General features: G+C 62.7%; 17 protein-coding genes. 9 read left to right on the top strand and 8 right to left on the bottom strand.

The features are described from left to right. Window positions 1-21 precede the first annotated feature (21 nt). The 7 genes from IZV00_RS16500 to IZV00_RS16470 all read left to right on the top strand — a co-directional run bounded on the left by IZV00_RS16500 (window position 22) and on the right by IZV00_RS16470 (window position 8388). On the top strand, window positions 22-1908 hold the full coding sequence (locus IZV00_RS16500) for a flavin-containing monooxygenase (RefSeq protein WP_196226720.1): 1887 nt from the start codon (window positions 22-24) through the stop codon (window positions 1906-1908). Between the two features lie 6 nt (window positions 1909-1914). Then, window positions 1915-2811, top strand: a complete 897-nt coding sequence (locus IZV00_RS16495; protein WP_196226719.1) for an IclR family transcriptional regulator — start codon at window positions 1915-1917, stop codon at window positions 2809-2811. A 2-nt stretch (window positions 2812-2813) separates the two neighbouring features. After that, window positions 2814-3905, top strand: coding sequence for a Zn-dependent alcohol dehydrogenase (locus IZV00_RS16490; protein WP_196226718.1), 1092 nt, complete (start codon window positions 2814-2816; stop codon window positions 3903-3905). Further along, window positions 3902-4777 carry an alpha/beta hydrolase gene (locus tag IZV00_RS16485; protein ID WP_196226717.1) on the top strand — a complete coding sequence of 292 codons (876 nt, stop codon included), beginning with the start codon at window positions 3902-3904 and terminating at the stop codon, window positions 4775-4777. Before IZV00_RS16490 ends, IZV00_RS16485 begins: the two co-directional genes overlap by 4 nt. An 88-nt stretch (window positions 4778-4865) precedes the next feature. Then, the gene (locus IZV00_RS16480; RefSeq protein ID WP_196226716.1) at window positions 4866-6056 is read left to right on the top strand and encodes an amidohydrolase family protein; all 1191 of its coding nucleotides are present in this window, start codon (window positions 4866-4868) and stop codon (window positions 6054-6056) included. Between the two features lie 12 nt (window positions 6057-6068). Further along, window positions 6069-7550 carry a class I adenylate-forming enzyme family protein gene (locus IZV00_RS16475; protein WP_196226715.1) on the top strand — a complete coding sequence of 494 codons (1482 nt, stop codon included), beginning with the start codon at window positions 6069-6071 and terminating at the stop codon, window positions 7548-7550. A 31-nt stretch (window positions 7551-7581) separates the two neighbouring features. Beyond that, window positions 7582-8388, top strand: a complete 807-nt coding sequence (locus IZV00_RS16470) for an SDR family NAD(P)-dependent oxidoreductase (protein ID WP_196226714.1) — start codon at window positions 7582-7584, stop codon at window positions 8386-8388. Between the two features lie 4 nt (window positions 8389-8392). On the opposite strand, the gene IZV00_RS16465 is transcribed toward IZV00_RS16470, so the two are convergent. Next, a complete protein-coding gene (locus IZV00_RS16465) occupies window positions 8393-9229 on the bottom strand; it encodes an alpha/beta fold hydrolase (protein ID WP_196226713.1) in 837 nt (278 codons plus the stop codon). 259 nt (window positions 9230-9488) lie between these two features. On the opposite strand from IZV00_RS16465, the gene IZV00_RS16460 reads away from it, so the two are divergent. Further along, window positions 9489-10328 carry a helix-turn-helix domain-containing protein gene (locus IZV00_RS16460; protein WP_196226712.1) on the top strand — a complete coding sequence of 280 codons (840 nt, stop codon included), beginning with the start codon at window positions 9489-9491 and terminating at the stop codon, window positions 10326-10328. Here IZV00_RS16460 and IZV00_RS16455 read toward each other — a convergent pair. Further along, window positions 10315-10947 (bottom strand): cysteine hydrolase family protein, encoded by a 633-nt coding sequence (locus tag IZV00_RS16455; RefSeq protein ID WP_196226711.1) that lies wholly within the window; start codon window positions 10945-10947, stop codon window positions 10315-10317. The genes IZV00_RS16460 and IZV00_RS16455 overlap by 14 nt on opposite strands. A 166-nt stretch (window positions 10948-11113) precedes the next feature. Here IZV00_RS16455 and IZV00_RS16450 point away from each other — a divergent pair, with 166 nt between their 5' ends. Next, window positions 11114-13066, top strand: coding sequence for a flavin-containing monooxygenase (locus IZV00_RS16450; RefSeq protein ID WP_196226710.1), 1953 nt, complete (start codon window positions 11114-11116; stop codon window positions 13064-13066). A 36-nt stretch (window positions 13067-13102) separates the two neighbouring features. On the opposite strand, the gene IZV00_RS16445 is transcribed toward IZV00_RS16450, so the two are convergent. From IZV00_RS16445 to IZV00_RS16420, 6 genes are all read right to left on the bottom strand, one after another. Next, window positions 13103-13897: a hypothetical protein gene (locus IZV00_RS16445; protein ID WP_196226709.1), complete on the bottom strand. Its 795-nt coding sequence runs from the start codon at window positions 13895-13897 to the stop codon at window positions 13103-13105. Between the two features lie 87 nt (window positions 13898-13984). Then, window positions 13985-14890 carry an NAD-dependent epimerase/dehydratase family protein gene (locus IZV00_RS16440; protein ID WP_196226708.1) on the bottom strand — a complete coding sequence of 302 codons (906 nt, stop codon included), beginning with the start codon at window positions 14888-14890 and terminating at the stop codon, window positions 13985-13987. 71 nt (window positions 14891-14961) lie between these two features. Beyond that, window positions 14962-15705: a glucose 1-dehydrogenase gene (locus IZV00_RS16435; RefSeq protein WP_196226707.1), complete on the bottom strand. Its 744-nt coding sequence runs from the start codon at window positions 15703-15705 to the stop codon at window positions 14962-14964. Then, window positions 15705-16772: a hypothetical protein gene (locus IZV00_RS16430; protein WP_230463384.1), complete on the bottom strand. Its 1068-nt coding sequence runs from the start codon at window positions 16770-16772 to the stop codon at window positions 15705-15707. Before IZV00_RS16430 ends, IZV00_RS16435 begins: the two co-directional genes overlap by 1 nt. 59 nt (window positions 16773-16831) lie before the next feature. After that, a complete protein-coding gene (locus IZV00_RS16425; RefSeq protein ID WP_196226706.1) occupies window positions 16832-17878 on the bottom strand; it encodes a hypothetical protein in 1047 nt (348 codons plus the stop codon). 135 nt (window positions 17879-18013) lie between these two features. Then, window positions 18014-19609 carry a class I adenylate-forming enzyme family protein gene (locus IZV00_RS16420; protein ID WP_196226705.1) on the bottom strand — a complete coding sequence of 532 codons (1596 nt, stop codon included), beginning with the start codon at window positions 19607-19609 and terminating at the stop codon, window positions 18014-18016. Window positions 19610-19674: the final 65 nt, after the last annotated feature.

The raw sequence follows: 19674 nt of genomic DNA, 5'->3' as shown, positions 1-19674 counted from the left end.
ACATCAGATGGGATGGGATGAATGGCCACGGCGGCAAAGGCGATCGACACTGACAGCATCCGGCGGGCGGTTGAACTGGCGGACCTGAATGCGCTGCGGACCGCGCTGTATCAGAATAGCGGGGATGAGGAGATTGCCGCCTTGCCCGCCGCCGCGCAGATGAGCGAGGGGCAGAAATCGCTGCTGAAGGAGCGCGCGGTCGAGTGGCTGGCGGATAATGCCGGTGCGGTGGATTTGCCGGAGCCGCCCGAAGAGGAACTGCGCCGCCTGATGACGATGCTGTCGGGCGAGATGACCGATGTCGAGTTCGAGGCGCGGCGTGACCTTCCGGCCTTCCGTGCCGTTCCTTGCGCCGTCGAATGGGAGGGTGAGAAGCCGGAGATTCCGGAGGGTTTCCGCATCGTCATCATCGGCAGCGGCCCGGCGGGGATCGCGGCGGGGGTGCAGTGTGAGTTGCTTGGGCTGCCCTATCTGCTGCTGGATCGTCAGCCTGAGGCGGGGGGTACATGGACGATCAACCGCTATCCCGACGTGCGGGTCGATACGCCGTCCATCACCTATGAATATAGTTTCGAGAAGCTCTACCCGTGGGGCGAGCATTTCAACCGGGGTGAGGATGTTCGCGAATATCTGCAACATGTCTCGCGCAAATATGGGGTTATGGCGAACAGCCGCTTTAGCCATGATGTGACGGGCGCGGTGTTTGATGAACGTCGCAACGTCTGGCGGCTGGACGTGGAAACGCCGGGCGGGCGTGAGGAAATCGTTGCTAATGTGGTGATCACCGCTTGCGGCACCTTTGCCAATGCGCAGCTGCCGGACATTGACGGCGTGCAGGAGTTCGGCGGGCAGATCATCCATCCGTCGGCTTGGCCCGAAGGGTTGGACCTGACGGGCAGGCGGGTCGCCATCATCGGCAATGGATCGACGGGCGTGCAATTGCTGAGCGCTGTCGCTGAAAGGGCGGGGCATGTCAGCGTCGTGCAGCGGACCCCGCAATGGATCAGCCCGCGCGAGAAATATGGCGCGCCGATCGAGCCGGAACTGGCGTGGCTCAATGAGAATATGCCCGGATACTGGAACTGGTCGCGCTATACCGCGACGATGCCGTTGTTCGACATCGACCGGTTGCAGCGCGTCGATCGCGAATGGCAGGCGCAGGGGGGCAAGGTCAGCAAGGCCAATGATGATCTGCGCGCCTTCCTGACTAGCTATATCCGGCAGGAGACTGGCGGGCGCGAGGATCTGATCGAAAAGCTGGTCCCTGACTACGCGCCCATGTCGCGCCGTCCGGTGGTCGACAATGGATGGTATCGCGCGCTGACCCGCGACAATGTGGAGTTGCTGAGCGGCTCTGTCGGGCGTTTCACAAAGTCGGGCTTTGTGATGGCGGATGGGACGGAGCGGGACTTTGACGTGGTCATCGCCGCGACTGGGTTCGATGTGCTGAAATATCTGTGGCCCACCCGCTACAAGGGGCTGGAGGGCCAGGACCTGCACGACACATGGGACGCGGGCGACGGGCCGCGCGCCTATCTGTCGATGATGGTGCCGCAGTTCCCGAACCTGTTCATGCTGTATGGCCCCAATTCGCAGCCGCTGACCGGCGGCACGGGCCTGCCCCAATGGTGGCTGATCTGGGCGAGCTATGCCGCGCAGTGCGTCATGCGCATGTTGAAGGAGCAGAAGGGCCGCGTCGATGTAAGGCCGGAGGCTTTTGAGCGCTATAATCGTGAACTGGATGCCGAGGCGCAGAACTGGCTTCAGATGACGCCCGAGGGCGGTATCGAGAAGAATTACTATGTGAACCGCGAGCATCGCAGGCTTCAGGTCAACGCGCCTTGGCTCAGCCCCGATTATCACCGCATGTGCACGGTGGTGAATTGGGACGATCTGGAACTGAGCTGAATAGCGATGCCCCGCCCGGCCCTGGCCGCGTCACGCGCCATCGATATTTTGAACTTCATGGCGGCTGCGCCACTGCGCGGCTATTCGCTGACAGAGTTGGTGCGGCAGCTGGACCTTAATCCGGCGTCCTGCCACGCGCTGCTGGGCGCGATGACGCGGGACGGCTATCTGGTCCGGGCGCAGCGGGGGCGGGTTTATCGGCTTGGCCCGGCGTTGATCGCGATTGGTCATGCCGCGCTGCAATGCCATCCGGTGGTCGCGGCTGCGCGCAACCAGATCGCGCTTTTATCCGCGGAACTGGACATGGACAGCCTGCTTACCGCGCGGCTGGATGACCGGCTGATCGCGCTGGCGTCGGAGGGGCCGGGGCGGCTGCCGGGGCTGGCGGTGGGTCAGCGGGTTCCGCTTATTCCGCCGCTTGGTACGCCCTTTCTTGCCTGGGCGAACGACCGGGAGGTGGATAGCTGGCTCGCCAAGGCGGCGGGGGCGATCGATGCGGACCGGTTGCGCCAGTCGCTCGCGATGGTGCGGCAGAGGGGCTATGCCGTGACGCAACGCAGCCCCGAGCAGGCGGCGACCGGGCTTGCCGTGCTTGGTATGGCGGAGGAGCCGTTGGCCGGAGAGTGGCAGAAGCGGGTGGCCGAGCGGATCGGCCAGATGGGGGAGGATTATCTGATGATCGAGGCGCAGCCTGATCGGCTGCATCCGGTGATGATGATTTCGGCGCCGGTATTTGGCGACGATGGAGCAGTGCTATGTACTTTGTCGTTATACGGCTTTGACCGACCGCTGCCGCTCTCCCGTATCGCTGCTCTGGGCGAAGCCATTGCGCGGCATTGCCGGGCGGCGAGCGCGATCCCCGGCGAACCGGACAAGCAGATAAATGAAGTTGGGAGAGGCTGAACATGCGGGCGCTGATCTATGAAGGGCCGGGCAAGGTTCGTTTTGTCGAGGATGTCGAAGTGCGCGAGCCGGGCGCGGGCGAGGTGCTGGTGCGCATCGTGGCGAGTGGCATTTGCCATTCCGACATTTCCGTCATCAACGGCACGATCGATTGGCCTGCGCCTGCGGTACTGGGCCATGAAGGGGCGGGCATCGTCGAGAAGCTGGGGCCGGGCGTCACCGAGCTGGCGGTGGGCGATCATGTGGCGCTGCATACGCTCGCCAATTGCGGACGTTGCGGCCCGTGCGAGAGCGGCAGGCCGACCCACTGCCGTCAGTCCTATGGCAATCGGGCACAGCCCTTCAGTCGCAATGGCGAGCCGGTGTCGAGCTTTGCGGCGACGTCGACCTTTGTCGAGAAGACGGTGGTGAAGGCCAATCAGGCGGTCAGGATTGATCCGACGGTGCCGCTCGACATTGCCTGCGTCGTGGGTTGCGGCGTGCTGACGGGGGTGGGATCGGTCGTCAACCGGGCGCGCGTGAAGCCGGGTGAGACGGCGGCGGTGTTCGGCATTGGCGGCATCGGGCTTAACGTGTTGCAGGGCTTGCGGCTTTCCGGGGCGAGCCGGATCATCGCGATCGACTTGCTGCCGACGCGCGAGGAGAAGGCGCGGGAGTTCGGGGCGACGGATTTTATCGATGCGTCGCAAGGCGATGTGCCGCAGCGGATCAAGGACATCGTGTCGGGCGGCAATCCCGATCATGGCAGCGGCGTCGATTGGGCTTTCGAGTGTGTCGGTAGTACGCGGGTGCTGAACGATGCGATGGCGAGTCTTGGCTGGGGCGGCAATTGCGTGATCGTCGGGACGACAGCGGCGGGGACGATGGCAGAGGTATCGCTGACGCCGCTCTCCTTTGTCGATCGCGGGGTGATGGGTGCGCGCTATGGAGCGTCGCGGCCGCATCAGGATATCCCGTCCTATATCGCGCAATATCGGCAGGGTAAGCTGCTGCTGGATGAGCTGGTGACGCAGCGTTACGATCTTTCAGACTTCGAACGGGCCTTCCACGATTTGGAGGAAGGCAAGCTGGCGCGCGGGGTGTTTGTGCTGTGACTGGGGCCGGCGCCTGGGAATTGCCGCCGTTGCGAGAAGGCTATGCCGCCGATGAGGCGCTGGTCGAGCGGCGGGCGCGGGCGGCTGGTTCTGCCGATGCTGCGGAGCGGGCGGGCGAGACGCTTATTGGCGGCGTGCGTTGTTTGGTCATTGAGCCGCGCGGGCGTGATGCGCGGGGAGAGATGATCTACCTGCATGGCGGGGGGTATCGGCTGGGGTCGCCGCTTGCCTATATCGACTATGCCCAGAGGATCGCTGATGCGGCGGGGCGGCGGGTCACCCTGCCCTTTTATCCGCTCGCGCCGGAGCATCCCTTTCCGGCGGCTTTGCATGCTGTTGTGGCAGTTTATCGCGGGTTGGAGAATAGGCGTTCGGTGGTGGTCGCGGGAGACTCCGCCGGGGGCGGGCTGGCGGCGGCGCTGTGCATATTGGCGGCGCGGGCTGGTGAGCGGCCTGCGGGTGCTGTTCTGGTGTCGCCGATGCTGGATTTGACGGCGCGGGGCGAGAGCCTTGATCGTAATGCAGAGCGTGATCCGATGTTTTCGAAGTCCGCCGTGCTGGATAGCGCGCAGCTATATTTGCAGGGGCATGATCCGCGCGATCCGCTGGTTTCGGCGCTGGAGGCTGACCCGGCGAACTTTCCGCCGACATTGGTGCTGACGGGCGGTGCGGAGGTGTTGCTGGATGAGGCGGTTGCCTTTGCCACGCGGCTGGCGCTTGGGGATCGGCGGGTCACGCTGCATGTCGCGCCGGGCATGGGGCATGTCTGGCCTTTGCTGGCGCCTGAAACTGGCGAAGCGCAGGATGCAATCGCGGCGATTGCGGGCTTTGTGAAGGCGCTGAAATCTACTGGCTCCGAGGATTCCGTGTAGCCGGAAAGCCGTCCCGCTTAATTGCCAGACGCGGGCGGGTGCAGGACAACAAGTAGCAACTTATCATAGCTGACCGAAAGACATTGCGATGACGACGCCCAGCCTTCCGTTTCCCGTCTATGATGCGGACAATCATTTCTATGAGCCAGAGGATGCGCTGTTCCGGCATTTGCCCAAGAAGTGGCACAAGGATTTCCGCTTCGTAGAAGTGGATGGCCGCAAGCGGTTGGCGATCAAGGGGCAGATTTCGGACTATATTCCCAATCCCACCTTTGAGCGGGTGGCTGCGCCGGGGACGCATGTCAAATATTATAAGGCCGAGAACCCGGAAGGGCTGACAATGCGGGAGATGACGGGGAAGCCGATCGCGCCGCCCGAATCCTGGCGGACGGGCAAGGAACGGCTGGCGGTGCTGGACGGCCATAATGTGCATGCGGCGCTCATGTTTCCGACGCTCTTTTCGGTGATCGAAAAGTGGATGAGCTATGATCATGAGTTTTTGCATGATGCTTTGCATGCGTTGAACCAATGGACGAGCGAGGAGTGGGGTTTTGCGCGGGAGAACCGGCTGTTCGGGGTTCCGGTGGTGTCGCTGGCCGACATGGACCGCGCGCTGGCCGAGACCGACTGGCTGATCAAGCAGGGCGCGCGGACGATCTGCATCCGGCCTTCACCAGTGCCGGGCTATCGCGGCGGGCGGTCGATGGGGCTGAAGGATTTCGATCCATTCTGGGCGCGGATTGAGGAGGCGAAAATCTTCGTGTCGATCCATGCTTCCAATTCAGACTATGATTATCTGATCGAGATGTGGACGGGCGGGGCCGAGTGGTTGCCGTTCGAATCCGATCCGTTCGTCAATTGCCTGCGGATCATCGAACGGGCGATTTCCGACACGATCGCGGCGATCATTTGTGGTGGCGTTTTTGACCGCTTCCCCGGTGTTCGGGTGGTGAGTGTCGAGAATGGCGCGAAATGGGTCATCCCGCTGATCGAACAGTTGAAGCATGTTTATGGGCAGATGCCGCAGAAATTCATGAATGATCCCGTTGACCAATTTCATCGGAACATTTTCGTGACGCCCTTTGTCGAGGATGATTTCGGGCAACTGCGAGAACATATGCAAGTCAATCGCGTCTTGTTCGGGAGCGACTATCCGCATCCGGAAGGGACTGAACACCCCCTCGATTTCCTTCATGAGTTGACGAGCTATTCGATGGCGGAGAAGGAAATGGTGATGTCGTCGAACCTCAAGGGCCTGTTGGAAGGCGTGCGCAATTAAGGACGACGCCAAGTGAGCCAGGACGTTATCGAGCAGCTTCGCGCCAATTTGCGCGACCATCAAGATGATCGCGGCATCGAGTTTGAGGGCCGGTGGGTGAGTTGGGGCGAGGTGGCGCGCTATGGCGATGCCGTCGTTGCGCTGCTCGACGCTGCCGGGTGCCCGCCATCGGCGAAGGTCGGCATCATCATCCGCAACCGGCTGGCCCATGCGGCGGCGGTGGTGGGGCTGCTGGCGCACAGGCGGTCGGTGAGTTTCATCTATCCGTTCCTTCCTGCGACGGCGATTGCGGACAATGTCGAGAATTTGGGAGCCGCGGCGATATTGGCGGATGAGCAGGACTGGCCGAACTTTTGGGAGGCTGCGGGACAGGCTGGTTGCGCGGGGATCGCTTTTGGCGGGATCGATGACGCGCCCATGCTGGTCGATGGGCTGAAGAAGTGCAGGCGATCCTCGTTCGACGATGCCTTGCCCGATGGGGGGATCGAAGTGCTGTCGAGCGGGACGACGGGGACGCCCAAGCGCATTCCTATGCCGCTGAAGCTGCTGGAGCGGGCCGTGATGAGCGCGCCCGGTGCGGAGTCCGGCAGCGCGCCGCCGGTGCAGATCAACATCTGGCCGCTGGGCGGGGTGGGGGGCGTGTGCCTGCTGACGGGCGCTGCGGTCAATAATACGCCGTTGGTGCTGATGGAGCGCTTCACGGTCGAAGGGCTGGTGGATGCTCTGCGACGGCACAGGCCCGATACGCTGGGCCTTAATCCCACCGCGATCGCGATGATCATGGACGCCAATGTGTCGCCAGAGGACATGGCGAGCGTGAAGAGCGTTTCGGGGGGATCGGCCTATCTCGACCCCGATCTTCAGGAGCGGTTCGAGCAGCGCTATAAGCTACCGATCCTGTGGGGTATGGGCGCGACGGAATTTTGCGGCACGATCGTCCGCTGGACGCCGCAGATGCGGGCGGAGCGCGGGGACAGCAAGCGGGGCAGCACGGGGCTGCCGATGCCGGGTGTTGAGATACGCGCTGTTGATCCGGAAAGCGGCGCGAAAGTGCCGCGCGGGGCGGAAGGATTGCTGGAAGTGCATTGCCCGTCCGTGCGGCCTGATTGGGTGCGGACCACCGATCTGGTGATGATCGATGAGGACGGATATGTCTTTCATCGGGGACGGCATGACGGCGCGATCGTGCGCGGGGGCTTCAAGATATTGCCTGAGCGGGTGGTTGATGTGCTGCGCCAGCATCCTGCCGTTGTCGATGCCTCCGTGGTGGGTATCCCCGACCCGCGGTTGGGGGCGGTGCCGGTGGCTGCGGTCGAATTGAGCCGGAGCGCAGGGGCGGTGGACGAGCAGGCGCTGCTGGCGCATGTGCGGGCCGAACTGCCGCCGACGCATGTGCCGGTGGAAATCCGGATCGTCGATGCGCTGCCGCGCACGCCTTCGCTGAAGGTCAGCCTGACCGAAATCAAGAAGATGTTCCTGGCCGACGCCGCATGAGCGGGCGCGCGCAACGAAGAGGATGGAGAGGATGAGCGTGTCACTGTTGGGGCTGGAAGGAAAGAAGGCGCTGATCGTCGGTGGCGGCCGTGGCATGGGCGAGGCGAGCGCGTTGCTGCTGGCCGAGGCGGGGTGCGATGTCGCGGTGCTGGACAGCGTCATGGAGCGGGCCGAGCAGGTCGCGAGCGAAGTACGGGCGATCGGGCGCGCGGGTGTTCCGATCGAGGCCGATATTTTGGATGAGGCATCGGTCAAGAAAGCTGTGGCGGATGCGGAAGGGGCGCTGGGCGGGCTGGATATATTGGTGACAATCGTGGGGCAGGCGCTGTTCAAGCCGCTGCTCGACGTGACGCTGGAGGAATGGGACTATGACCAGTCCCGCAACCTGCGCTATTTCTTTGTGACGGCGCGCGCCGTTGCCCAGTCGATGATTGCGCGCGGGGTGCCGGGATCGCTGATCTGCATCGGGTCGGTCGATGGAGCGGTTGGGTCGCCGATGCATGCTCCTTATGGTGCAGCCAAGGCGGGGCTGATGCATCTGGTGAAGTCCATGGCGACCGAATGGGGGCGGCATGGCATTCGCGCCAACGCCGTGGCTCCCGGCAGCATCACCACGCCACGATTGCCCGAAACGGCGGAATCGCGGGCGCTTATGGAGGCGAGCGTGTTGCCGATCGGGCGGCCGGGGACGACGCGGGACGTGGCTGGGGCTGTGCTGTTTCTGGCGTCGGGACTATCGGAATATGTGACGGGCCACAGCCTGTTCGTGGATGGCGGGTGGATGGCGGCGAACCATTTCGATCCGCGAGTGATGGCGACCAAGAAGAGCAACGAATAGCGGGTCACTCGGCCAGGAAGGGTGTGATCGCCGCCAGGCATGCGTCGAAGGCGTCGTGTTGGGGCCAGTGGCCGCTGCCGGGCAGGCGGACTTCCCGCACGTCAGGGAGGTGGGCGAGTAGGTCGGCGGGCAGGCCGGACGGCCAGCTGCGTTCGCCATAAAGGAGGAGAGTTGGGCAGGCGATGTTGCGCCACAGCGCCCGGACATCCTCCATGGAGACGTCGGGAAATGCCCAGACGGCGAGATAGGGATCATGTTTCCACTGCCATCCAGCCTTGCCAGCCCGACGCAGACCATGGCGCGTCATGTGTCGTGCCTGCGCAGGCGTGAGGAAGGCATGGCGTTCGCGCATACGCTCGACCGCTTCGTCCACGGACGCGAAGATGCGCGGGGTGGCGAGGGAAGCGGCGCGGCGTTCCTCAAGCCAGTTGCGGGTTGTTTGTTCGATGCTTTGGCTGAAGCGATAGGCTTCGATATCGGGAGGCGCGCCAACGGTTTCGATCGCGACGATGCGCGTTATCGTTTCGGGATAGGTTGCGGCGAAGCGCAAGGCGATGTGCGCGCCCAGGGAGTGGCCGATCAGGATGGCCTGACGCTGCGGACCCAGCGCCAATTGTTCGGCAAGCGCGGCGAGATCGGACAGATAGGCCGCGAAGTCATAGCGCCCGTCCTGCGACCAGCCGCTGTTCCCATGGCCGCGAAGGTCGGGGGCGATCACATGGTAATCGGGAAGCAGGGCATTCGCCAGCGCATCCCAGCTGCGGCTATGGTCCCGGCTGCCATGAAGGAGGATGGCGAGCGGCGCGCCTTCATGCGTCCATTCGGTATAGCTGAGCGGCATGCGACCATTGCGAAAGCGGCGCTTTACAGGCTTCGTCCTGATGTGGGGGCGACTTTTTCTGTCGTGCATGGTTGCAGTGTAGAGAGGAGCGAAGCTGTGCTGGCGACCGGCAATGGCGGCTTTCCATATTCGCGTAAGGGATCGCGGCGGAGCGGATTTCCTACGCTTGAATCCAGGGTGCGCCAGGAATATGGTGGGGAATAGCAAAATCCGGGTGATCGGCAGCGCCGACGCTGGCAAGAAGTGCGTAGGAGGCGGGATGAGCGCTAACTCACAGGCGGAAGGCAGGTCTGGCGGCAGGGGTAGCGTGAAGTCGTGCCTGCGGACGCTGGAAGTGCTGGAATATTTCATGAAGTCGGGCGAGCCTGCGCGCACGATCGAGATCAGCGAAGCATTGGGTATCCCCAATTCAAGCGCTGACGAAATCTTGCGCACGCTGGCGAGCACTGGCTATCTTACCTATAGTCAGGCGACGAAGCTCTATGCGCCGTCCTACAAGCTGGTCGCGAATGCTTCGTCGATCGAACAGAGCTTTTTTGGAAGTGGCCGGATCAATGAGGTGATGGAGGATATGCGGCGGGAGACCGGCGGATCGGTCTTCGTCACGCAGCAGAATGACTGCTGGTCGGAGAGTGTCGCTGAAATGTCCGGCGGCTGGGCGGCGAAGCCTGATGCTGAACCCTATTATTCCACTGAGATGATCTGTTTCCAGCGGAACAGCTGGCGGCCCGGCACCAATTTTGCCGCGGCGATGCTGGCGCAGCAATCCAATGTCGACATCATCCAGCTGGCGACCCGGACGCAGCGGCTGGGGCTGGGTCCGAAGGGTCCGACGCTGATGAAGCATCTGGTGGACCGGATTTCAATGACGCGGGCGCGCGGGTTTGCGCTGTGCCGACGGAGCGCGACCATTCCGGTGGACTCGATCGCCATGCCGTTACGGGTGCCGCACGGCGTCGCTTCCTATGCGATCGGCGTGGTGGGCGATCCGCTGTTCAGCAATGACAATGACGTGCGGCAGATGCTGTCGGGCATGCAGGCGGTCATCTACCGCTATAATGATCGCCTTCGCCGCAGGACGACAGTCAGTGTTCAGTAGCTGATGTGCCCATGAGCGCATGGGTGATGTCTTCGGCGCTGGCGATGCGGGCGACCACGCGAAGTTGATCGCGCACGATGACGTAATGCGTGGCGGGATCGGCCGCCGCGATGCAATCCTCCGCGACGATGGCGTGATAGCCGAGGTCGGTGGCCGCCAAGGTGCAGCCTGCGACGGCGACGTTGGTTGAGACGCCGGTGATGACGACCGTTCCGATGTGCAGTCGGCGCAATAGGGCGTCGAGGGCGGTGCAGTGGAAGCCGATGAGGCCGGAGCTTCTTTCAATGATGAAGTCTTCAGGCGCGGGTTTGAGTTCTGGGACGATCTCAGCCGCGGGGCTGCCGGTTACAAGTGATCGGCCTTTGCGCGCCATCGCGGCGAGCATGCTGTTGGGCTGAACGTCGGCGAAATCCGGACGATGGGCGATGGTCAAATGGAAGACCGGGAGGTTGGCGGCGCGGAAGCGGGCGGCAAGATGCGCGATGCGGGGCACGATGTTGCGCTTGCGGGCTTGGTCGACAAGGCCGGGGAAGCCGCCCATGCCGGGTTCTACGATGCCCCGCTGACATTCGCTGATGATCAGGGCTGTGCGGCCGTGCAGTGGGACGGACAAGGTCATGCTCCAGAGGATATTCTTACGCTCAAAGAGCGCTGTGCGCGCCTGTCGGGCAAGGGCGGAGCAGGCCGCTCCACAGATACGGAAAGCAGGAGTTGGCGGTTGGTTGCCGTCTGTGGGCCGATAGACATGCGGCCAGAGAAAAATGAATTTCCGTAGGAGTTGGTGAATGGCCGCGAAATATGCCGATGTGGCGGGGACTGCCCGTGCCGATTTAGGGGCGCGCAAGCTGCCGTTGAAGGACAGCCCTGAATTGCGGCAGGCTTTGGCCGAGGGTGAGATCCACACGCTGCTGATGACTTATGTGCATCTGAGCGGTGACGAGGCGATGCTGGACAAGTTCGGGCCGCATATCAAATCGCCCTATGCTTATCCGCCGGAGGAGATTCCCGGCGAGCTGGTTGAGGCGTTGAGGGCGAAGCTGCTGCATGTGCTGACCACGCCCGGCGTGGCCATGGAGGAGGAGCCTTCCGACGCGCTGATGCACCGGATGATGGCGGCGGGCCTGGCCGAGGAAGTGGCCGACGAGTTCCTGCCGCTGCTGTTCGATCAGATCGGTTTCCGTCCCGAACAGCCCCGTCGTGAGCGGAAGGACCGGAAGCCCGCACCTGCCGGGTTCAAGGTGCTGGTGATCGGGGCCGGGATGACGGGCATTGCCGCTGGCGTGAAGCTGGCGGAGGCGGGCTATGACTGGGAGATTATCGAGAAGAATGAGGAAGTCGGCGGGACATGGTGGGAGAACCGCTATCCGGGCGTCGGCGTCGATACGCCGAGCCACTTCTACTCCTTCTCCTTCGCGCTGAATTCGGAATGGCATAATTATCATCCGCTGGGCACCGACATGTTCGCTTATCTGAAGCGGGTGGCGGATGTTTATAAGTTGCGGCCCAATGTCCGGTTCAACACGATGGTTGAGAAGCTGGTGTGGGACGAGGATGCGGCGGTGTGGAACGTCACCGTTCGCAAGAAGGATGGCAGCGCGGAAGTGATCCGCGCGAATGCGGTGATCAATGGGCATGGGCCGGTCAACCGGATGAAGTGGCCTGCCATTCCGGGGCTGGAGAGCTTTGCGGGCGTGCGGCTGCACACGGCGGCGTGGGATACGTCGATCGACCTCAAGGGCAAGCGCGTCGGTGTGATCGGCACGGGCGCGAGCGCGGCGCAGTTGATCCCCGCGATCGCCGGGGATGTAAGCCAGCTGCACGTCTTCCAGCGGAGCCGCCATTGGGTGATGCCGAGCCCCGCCGGGAATGACGAGGTCACGGATGGCGTCAAATATGCGATGCGGCATATTCCCCATTATCTGGAGTGGTTCCGCTTCCGCATCTACTGGTATGCGGCCGATGGGCTGTATCCCAATGTGCTGCTGGACCCGGAATGGCCGGAGGACTCGCCATCCGTCTCGGCGGTGAACGAGACGATGCGCAAGTTCGCGGTGGGTTACATTGACAAGATGTTTGCGGACCGGCCGGACCTTAAGGACAAGCTGACGCCCGATTTTCCGGTGTTTTCGAAGCGGATCATTCTGGATCGGGGGCCTTATTTCCCGACCTATCTCCAGCCGCATGTGCATCTGGAGCAGACCGCCATCGCAGAGGTGACGCCCAAGGGGCTGGTGCTGAAGGATGGGCGCGAGGTTGAACTGGACGTGCTGATCTGCGCGACCGGGTTCGATGTGGCGAACATGATGGGCGATCTGGAGATTGTCGGGATCGGCGGCAAGCATCTGCGCAGCGAATGGGGCGCGGAAGACCCGCGCGCCTATTTCGGCATGCTGGTGCCGGGCTTTCCCAATTATTTCCATACGGTGGGGCCGAACAGTGCGCCCAACCATGCGGCAGGGCAGAACCTGATTTCAGAGCGGCAGGTCAATTATGCGATCGAATGCCTGGATTGGGTCAATGCCGAGGGCAAGAAGGCGTTGCAGCCGAGCAGGGCCGCCTTCGATGCATGGCAGACCAAGGTCGAGACGCAGATGGTCAAGATGATCTGGAGCCATCCGCGCGCCTACAGCTATTACAACAACAGCAAGAAGCGGAATTTCCTGTCCTGGCCGTGGCGGCTGATAGACTTCTGGAATGAGTGCCAGGGGCCGCGCAAGGATGACTTTGAATTGTTGTGAAGGATGGGGGCGGCCTTTTGCGCCGCCCCTTAGTTTTCACAGCTGGTCGGTGTAGCTGTCGGTTCCGGGGATTGTGGGGATGAAGGGAGAGGCTATGGCGATGCGGCCGATGCCGCTTTCCTCGATTGCTTGGGCGAGCGGGACATAGGCGGAGTCCCAGACGGCTTTCGGGTCCTCGATCGAGAAGCTCAAAAAGACGGCGCGGTCGTTCTCCTCAACTGGCACATCCTTGGGGCTGGTGGGATCGAGCGGCAGGGGGGAGCCGGTCAGCGCAACGTCGCCCGGCAGGTCGCGGGCGCGGAGCAGGGCGGAGAGGTCCGCGCTGGTCTTGCCCGGATGGAGATCGACGATGATGCCGACGAGCCCGCCATAGGGACGGTCGAGCGCCAGTTCGATCGGCATGCTGCTGCCGGGCGCATTATATTCCTCGTCGAAATTGTAGAAGCTGGTGTGGATATGGTCGCGTTCCTTGAACATGCGGCCGGTGGCGTGGAGGTCATTGACCTGACGGACGGCCCATGCGTCCCAATCCTTATGATGCCCGTCCAAAATCCAATAGAGCGCGAGATAGGAACCCTTTGACAGGTCCATGGTGCCTGAGCCGAAGCGCTTCGCCTTTTCCGCGCGGGTGGCGACATAGCGTGCGCCGGACACGGTATAGGCGCCGATCATGCAGCCGCTGTAGAAATGGTCGCGTTCATACCAGCGATTATAGGCGACCTCATGGCCGGGGCGCGGCTCGACCATGGTGAAGAGCAGCGAGCCTAAGCGTATGGGACGGTCGGCGCGGGCTATGTCGGCCCGTTCGTACAAGGTTTCGCAGCTTTGCATGGCGCTCTCCTGAAAATGATGGCTTCACTGAAGCGGGGCAGGCGGCGGTGTTAAAGTGGTGCCGCGCCTCTTCCGGGTTGACGGAAGCTATCGACCGGCAAGCGCTCGATAGGCGGGATGGCCGATGTCGCTCAGAATATCGAGATGGTGAGGGGTCCAGCCTAGTTCCCGGCGGGTGCGCGGGCTGCGGGAGCGGCTGCATGTCGCCATGCCGATCAGCGTTTCGAATTTTCCCCAGCGGCGCACGCCTTCGGAAAAATCGATGCTGCGCGCCGTGATGCCAAGGTCGCGGGCGACTGCCTCCGCCAGGGTACGGTTGTTCAGTTCGCCCGCGACGGCATGATAGAGGGCGCCCGCCGACCCGCGTTCCAGCGCGAGGCGGTAGACCTCCGCCAGGTCATCGACATGGACGTTGGAATAAAGGTTGAGGCCCTGCCCAAGATAGCCGACTTCGCCCGTGCGTCCGGCGTCGCTGTAGAACATGCGCAGATGGCCGCAGCCGCCATGCCCCCAGATCATCGGCGGCCTGATCACCATCGCGCGGACTCCGCCCGACGATCCGGCGCGGCGGACGATATTTTCCGTGTTGAACCGCAGGCCGATATATTTGGAGGGTTCGAACGGGTCGTCCTCGGCGAAACTGTCCTCGCTCCATAGCCCGTCCGTGCGTTGCGAAAGAAGGCCGGTGCCGCTGGTGAAGAGGAACTGATGACCGCGCCCGTCAGCCGCGTTGAGCAGGCTTCTGACCGTATCATATTCCTGCTGGAGCAGCAGCTGGGCGGCATAGATGGTGGCGTCGTGCTGGCGCATCATGTCGATGACGGCGTCCAGATGCGACAGGTCACCCCGCAGCGGGGTTATGCCATGATCGATAAGCGCGCGATCGCCTTCGCTTGTGCGGCTGAGGCCGCTCAGCTGATGGCCGGACGCCCGGAGGTGCCGGGCGATGTGCGATCCGAGATAGCCGGTCGCGCCGAGGACGAGAATGCGCATCGGGTTAGGAAGCAACAGCGGTCCACGCGGCGTCAAGAGTCCAGCCGTGCGTTCCGGAGAGGCGGAGAGGGTTAGAGCGAGCTGACGAGGTGGCCGCCATCGACCACCAGCTCCGCGCCGGTGATGTAGGAGCCAAGGTCCGAGGCGAGCAGGAGCAGGGCGCCGTCCAGATTTTCCGGGCTTCCTATCCGGCGCTGCGGTATCCGGTTGATCATCGCCTTGCCTGCGTCCGTTCCCCAAAAATGCTCATTCAAGGGCGTTACGATGTAGCCGGGGCACAGGGCGTTCACGCGGATATCGTAGCGCGCCCATTCCAGCGCCATGACCTTGGTCATCTGCACCAGGGCCGCCTTTGAAATGGCATAGGGGCCAAGCTGTGCGCCCTGGCGAAGGCCAAGGATGGACGCGATGTTGATGATGCTGCCCGGCCGACCTGCCGCAATCATGGCGTGCGCGGCGCCGCGCGCGACCAGATAAGCACCGCGCGCATTGGTATCCATGACGCGATCCCATTGCGACACATCTTGATCCAGCATCGGACCAGCGCTTACGACGCCCGCATTGTTGATCAGGATATCGACGGCGCCGACTTCCTCCCACAAGCGATCAACGGAGGCGGCGTCCTGTACGTCTAGCGAGATGGCGCGCGCGTGGGGGAGCGATGCGGCAAGGCTTTCCAACTGGTCGCCACGCCGGGCGGCGAGGATCAGCTGAACGCCCTCCGCAGCGAGCGTGCGCGCGAAATGCGCGCCGAGCCCGCTGCTTGCCCCGGTGATGAGCGCGGTCCTGCCCGCCAAGCTGAAAGTCAGCGGCATCAGGCGGCCATTTGCGGGCGCGTGTGGAGCGGCGCTTCGGGATGATAGCTGGTCGGCGACGTCGCATAGGCTGCCGTCAGCGTGGCGATGAAGCTCGGGTCCGACATGGGATCGGTCGGGATGGCAACGGGAATGCCCTTTGCCTTCAGGTCGGCGATCATGATGTCGAACGCCTGATCGGTGGTCAGGTCGTCGGTGTGATCGTAGAAGCGCTTCAGGTCCGCCATGTCGGTGAACACATGCGCGCTATAGTGGAAGAGCATGCGCATGTCGCTGGCCTCATAGCGGGCGAGGACGCGGTCACCGTCGATGATGCGCCAGCCGTCTTCGCCATCCGCCTCTATCATTGATTGCAGCGTCATGCCCGCCGCCATATCGCGCCGTTCAGGCAGGCCGGACGCTTCGCCCCGGTGGAACATATGCTGGTTGTCGGTCACAAGGCCGCTGTTCCAGATCGGGGCGGACAGCCGCTGCGGTGCTTGGTCAGGCCCGTCGGGCCAATAGGTGAAGCCGCCGTCGATGTCCGAATTATAGTACCAGGAGATGACCTGGCCGGCTTTTACTTCCCATGAGTCAAACAGCCCGGACTTGGCCATGACCGCGCCCAGCCATGCGGGCATGTTGGTCGGGTCGAGTCCGCGCCAGCTGCGGCCATCGATATGGCCCGGATCATAGCCATGCGACGGCGCGTTGATGTTGAACTGGAATAGGTAGGGCGCGCCGTAGCGGGCGCCGTGCATCGCCTTCACAAGATCCAGCAATTTGCGGCTGTAGAAGATCTCATGCGCTTCTTCGATATAGGGCAGGCCGTTATTGCCGAAGGTGCCGCGAAAGGCGGGGGTTAGGAGGTCCGACAGTGTCAGCCCTTCATTCCGTCCGCCCGATGGGCTGGACACGGCGAGCATTTCTTCAGCGGATTTGAAGTGGATGGCCTGGATCAGTTGCCATGGCCCTTTGGTGCGCAGGATGCCGATCATCCGCGCATATTCGTCATCCGTGTAGATGTTACTGATCGGCCGGGGCGGCACGATCGGGGTCATGGGGCGGCGGCGCTTCGATATTTCCATGGGGCCTCTCCATTTTCATTCGAACTATATGCCGCCGCCGCCGTGCATGCACCTGTTTGTCAGGCGGCCAGTGCTTCCTCCGGTTCCGGCGGGAAGATGGACGGTTTGCCGGGGTCGTAGGTCTGGACGAGCAAGCGGATGAACTGTTGATCGGTCAGCGGATCGGTGGGCACTTCGAACGTGGCGCCGCGTGCGCGCAGATCGGCGATCAGCATGTCGAACACCTGATCATGGCTGATGTCGTCGGTATGGTCCAGCGAGCGCTTCAGTTCGCTATAGTCCATGAAGATGTCCGCGCCCCAGTGGATGAGGAAGCGGAATTCGTCTTCCGGTATCTTCCGGATGACCTTGCCATCCGTGGTGATCTGCCAGCCATTGGGATCGTCGGGATCGGCGCTCATGAGCGAATTGATCGCGAGCCCTTCGGGTCGGCGCAGGGCGGCGGGGCCGCTGGCTTCCGCCGTGTGGTACATCATTTCATTTTCGACGACGACCGCGCGGCTCCACATGGGCGCCTTGATCTGCGCGGGCTGACCCTGCGGGCCATCGGGCCAGTAGTTGAAGCCGCCGCCGATCTTGCCCTTATAATACCAGGTGATCACTTGCGCCTTTTTGGCGCGCCAATGTTCGAACAGGCCGGATTTCACCATGATGTTCATCAGCCATACGGGCGATGTCTGCATCGAAACGCCCCGGAAGCGAGTGGCGTCAACATGGGGCGCCCCAGCGCCGGGACACGGCCCCTGAATGTTGAACAGCATATTTTCGGGCCGGGCGTATTCGGCCTTCCAATATCCCCGAACCAGATCGAGGAATTTCTTGTTGAAGAAGCAGTCTTCGATATCGGGATGCTGGACTGTCGATCCTTGCGCGAAATAGCCACGGAATACCGGCGAAAGGAACATGTCCCATGTGGGGGTAAAGCTTGCCGGAAGGCCGCCTGAGGTCGTCGCAACGACTTCTTCGGGTGACTTGAAATGTTGTGCCAGGATCAGCGACCAGGGGCCGTTTTCCCGCACGACGTTCAGCATGCGACGATGCTGGTCCTGCGTATAGGCGTTCTCGATGATCTGGGGCGGGGCCACTGGGCGGAACTGGGTCGTCATGTGAACTCTCCTGAGTACCTGTATCGTCGGCCGCCTTTTGATGTGTTGCCTGCGAAAGCAGTGGCGGTTCGGTAACTGAGTGAATCCTAACTTATTTCGCTCCGACCTGCAAGATATGACAACATGCAATGTAATTCAAGCGGGCTTGTCCCCTGCCATTTGGGGCAGCCATTCGCGAACCGCGGTTTTCAGCAGCTTGCCATTGGCATTGCGGGGAAGAGGCCCCTCCACGATGTAGACATGGTCGGGCACCTTGTAGTCGGACAGATGCCGTGCGCAGAAGTCGCGCAGGCCAGTGCCGTCTACCTGGCCGGGTGCGACAACGAACGCTTCGACCCGTTCGCCCAGGACGGGGCAGGGCCTGCCGATCACAACGGCCTCGGTGACGGCCTCATGCGACATGAGCATGTTTTCGACCTCGATCGAATAGATTTTGAAGCCGCCCCGGTTGATCATGTCCTTCATACGGTCGAGCACGCGGATATAGCCGTTCGCGTCCATGGTGCCGATGTCGCCGGATCTCCAATAGCCGCCGGTAAAGCCTTTCTCGGTCGCTTCGGGGTTGTTCCAATAGCGTGGTATCGTCATCGCGCCCGCGATCCAGATTTCGCCTTGCTCGCCGCGTGGGCATTCGCGGCCTTGGTCGTCCATGATGATGATGTCGGCGTAGGGCAGGGCCTTGCCGACCTTGTCGGGATGGGCGGGACAGTCGCCAAGCGGCATCATGACGGCGGGGGATGAGGTTTCAGTCGATCCGTAGATGTTGACCAGCGTCAGTTGCGGAAGCTGGGCGGCGAGTGTTTCGATGCTGGATTCAGCCATCGGCGCCCCGCCGAACGCGCCGATGCGCCAGCTCGACAAGTCGAAGTCCGCAAAATCGGGTTCCATCAGGCAGAGCTTATACATGGCCGGGACCATGATGGCGTAGCTCATGTGTTCGGCCTGCGCGAGTTCGAGGAAAGGGCGGGCCTTGAATGCCTGCTGCATGACTATCTTGCCCGCAACCCGGATGCCGAGCATCAGAACAAGGGCGATGCCGGTCACGTGCGAGGCAGGGACGGCGAGGATCATCGACTCGCCATCCTTCAATTGCAGGTGCTGCTGGCTGCCGATGCAGTTGGTGACGAGGCCAAGATGCGTGAGCACCGCGCCCTTGGGGCGGCCGGTGGTGCCGGAGGTGTAGAGGATGCAGAAGGGGTCATCTTCGCCAACGCCCGAGCGGTGTGGGGCGTCGGTCAGCACTTCGGCTGTGGCGTCGGACCAAAGGGCAGCTTCATCGGAATAGCGGAGCCAGTGGCGCAGTTGGGGGTGGTCGGAGCGGCCGGGCAGTTGGTCTTCCAGCGCGTCGTCATAGATGATGGCCGCGGCGCCACTGTCATCGAGCAGGTAAGCGGTTTCGGGCGCGCGCTGGCGAATGTTCATGGGCACGGCGATCAGGCCGAGTCTTGCCGCCGCCAGAAGCAGGGTGGAATAATCGGCGCGGTTGGAGAGGAGGATGGCGAGCCTGTCGCCTGCCGTGAGGTCGAGGGATGTCAAACGCGCGGCGCAGGCGGCGACGCGGGTGGCGAGGAAAGTATAGCTCCATCGGTCTTCGCCATCGACCAGGGCGATCGCGTCGGGCGAGCGGCTGACGGCGTTCAGGAACATGGCGTAAATGTCTGCCGGGCGATCCTGGTGACAATCGACCAGCCTGCCGTGATGCACTTCCTTGCGGAGTTGCAAATGCTTCATCTCTTGTCGGTCCTCTCCGCCCGGCCAGCTGTGCTATGATGGGCACGAAAGCTCTTTGACGGCTT

The organism is Sphingobium sp. Cam5-1, assembly GCF_015693305.1.
Classification (GTDB): domain Bacteria; phylum Pseudomonadota; class Alphaproteobacteria; order Sphingomonadales; family Sphingomonadaceae; genus Sphingobium.
The sequence above is the reverse complement of the archived record's forward strand: the minus strand, read 5'-3'. Positions and strand labels throughout refer to the sequence as shown.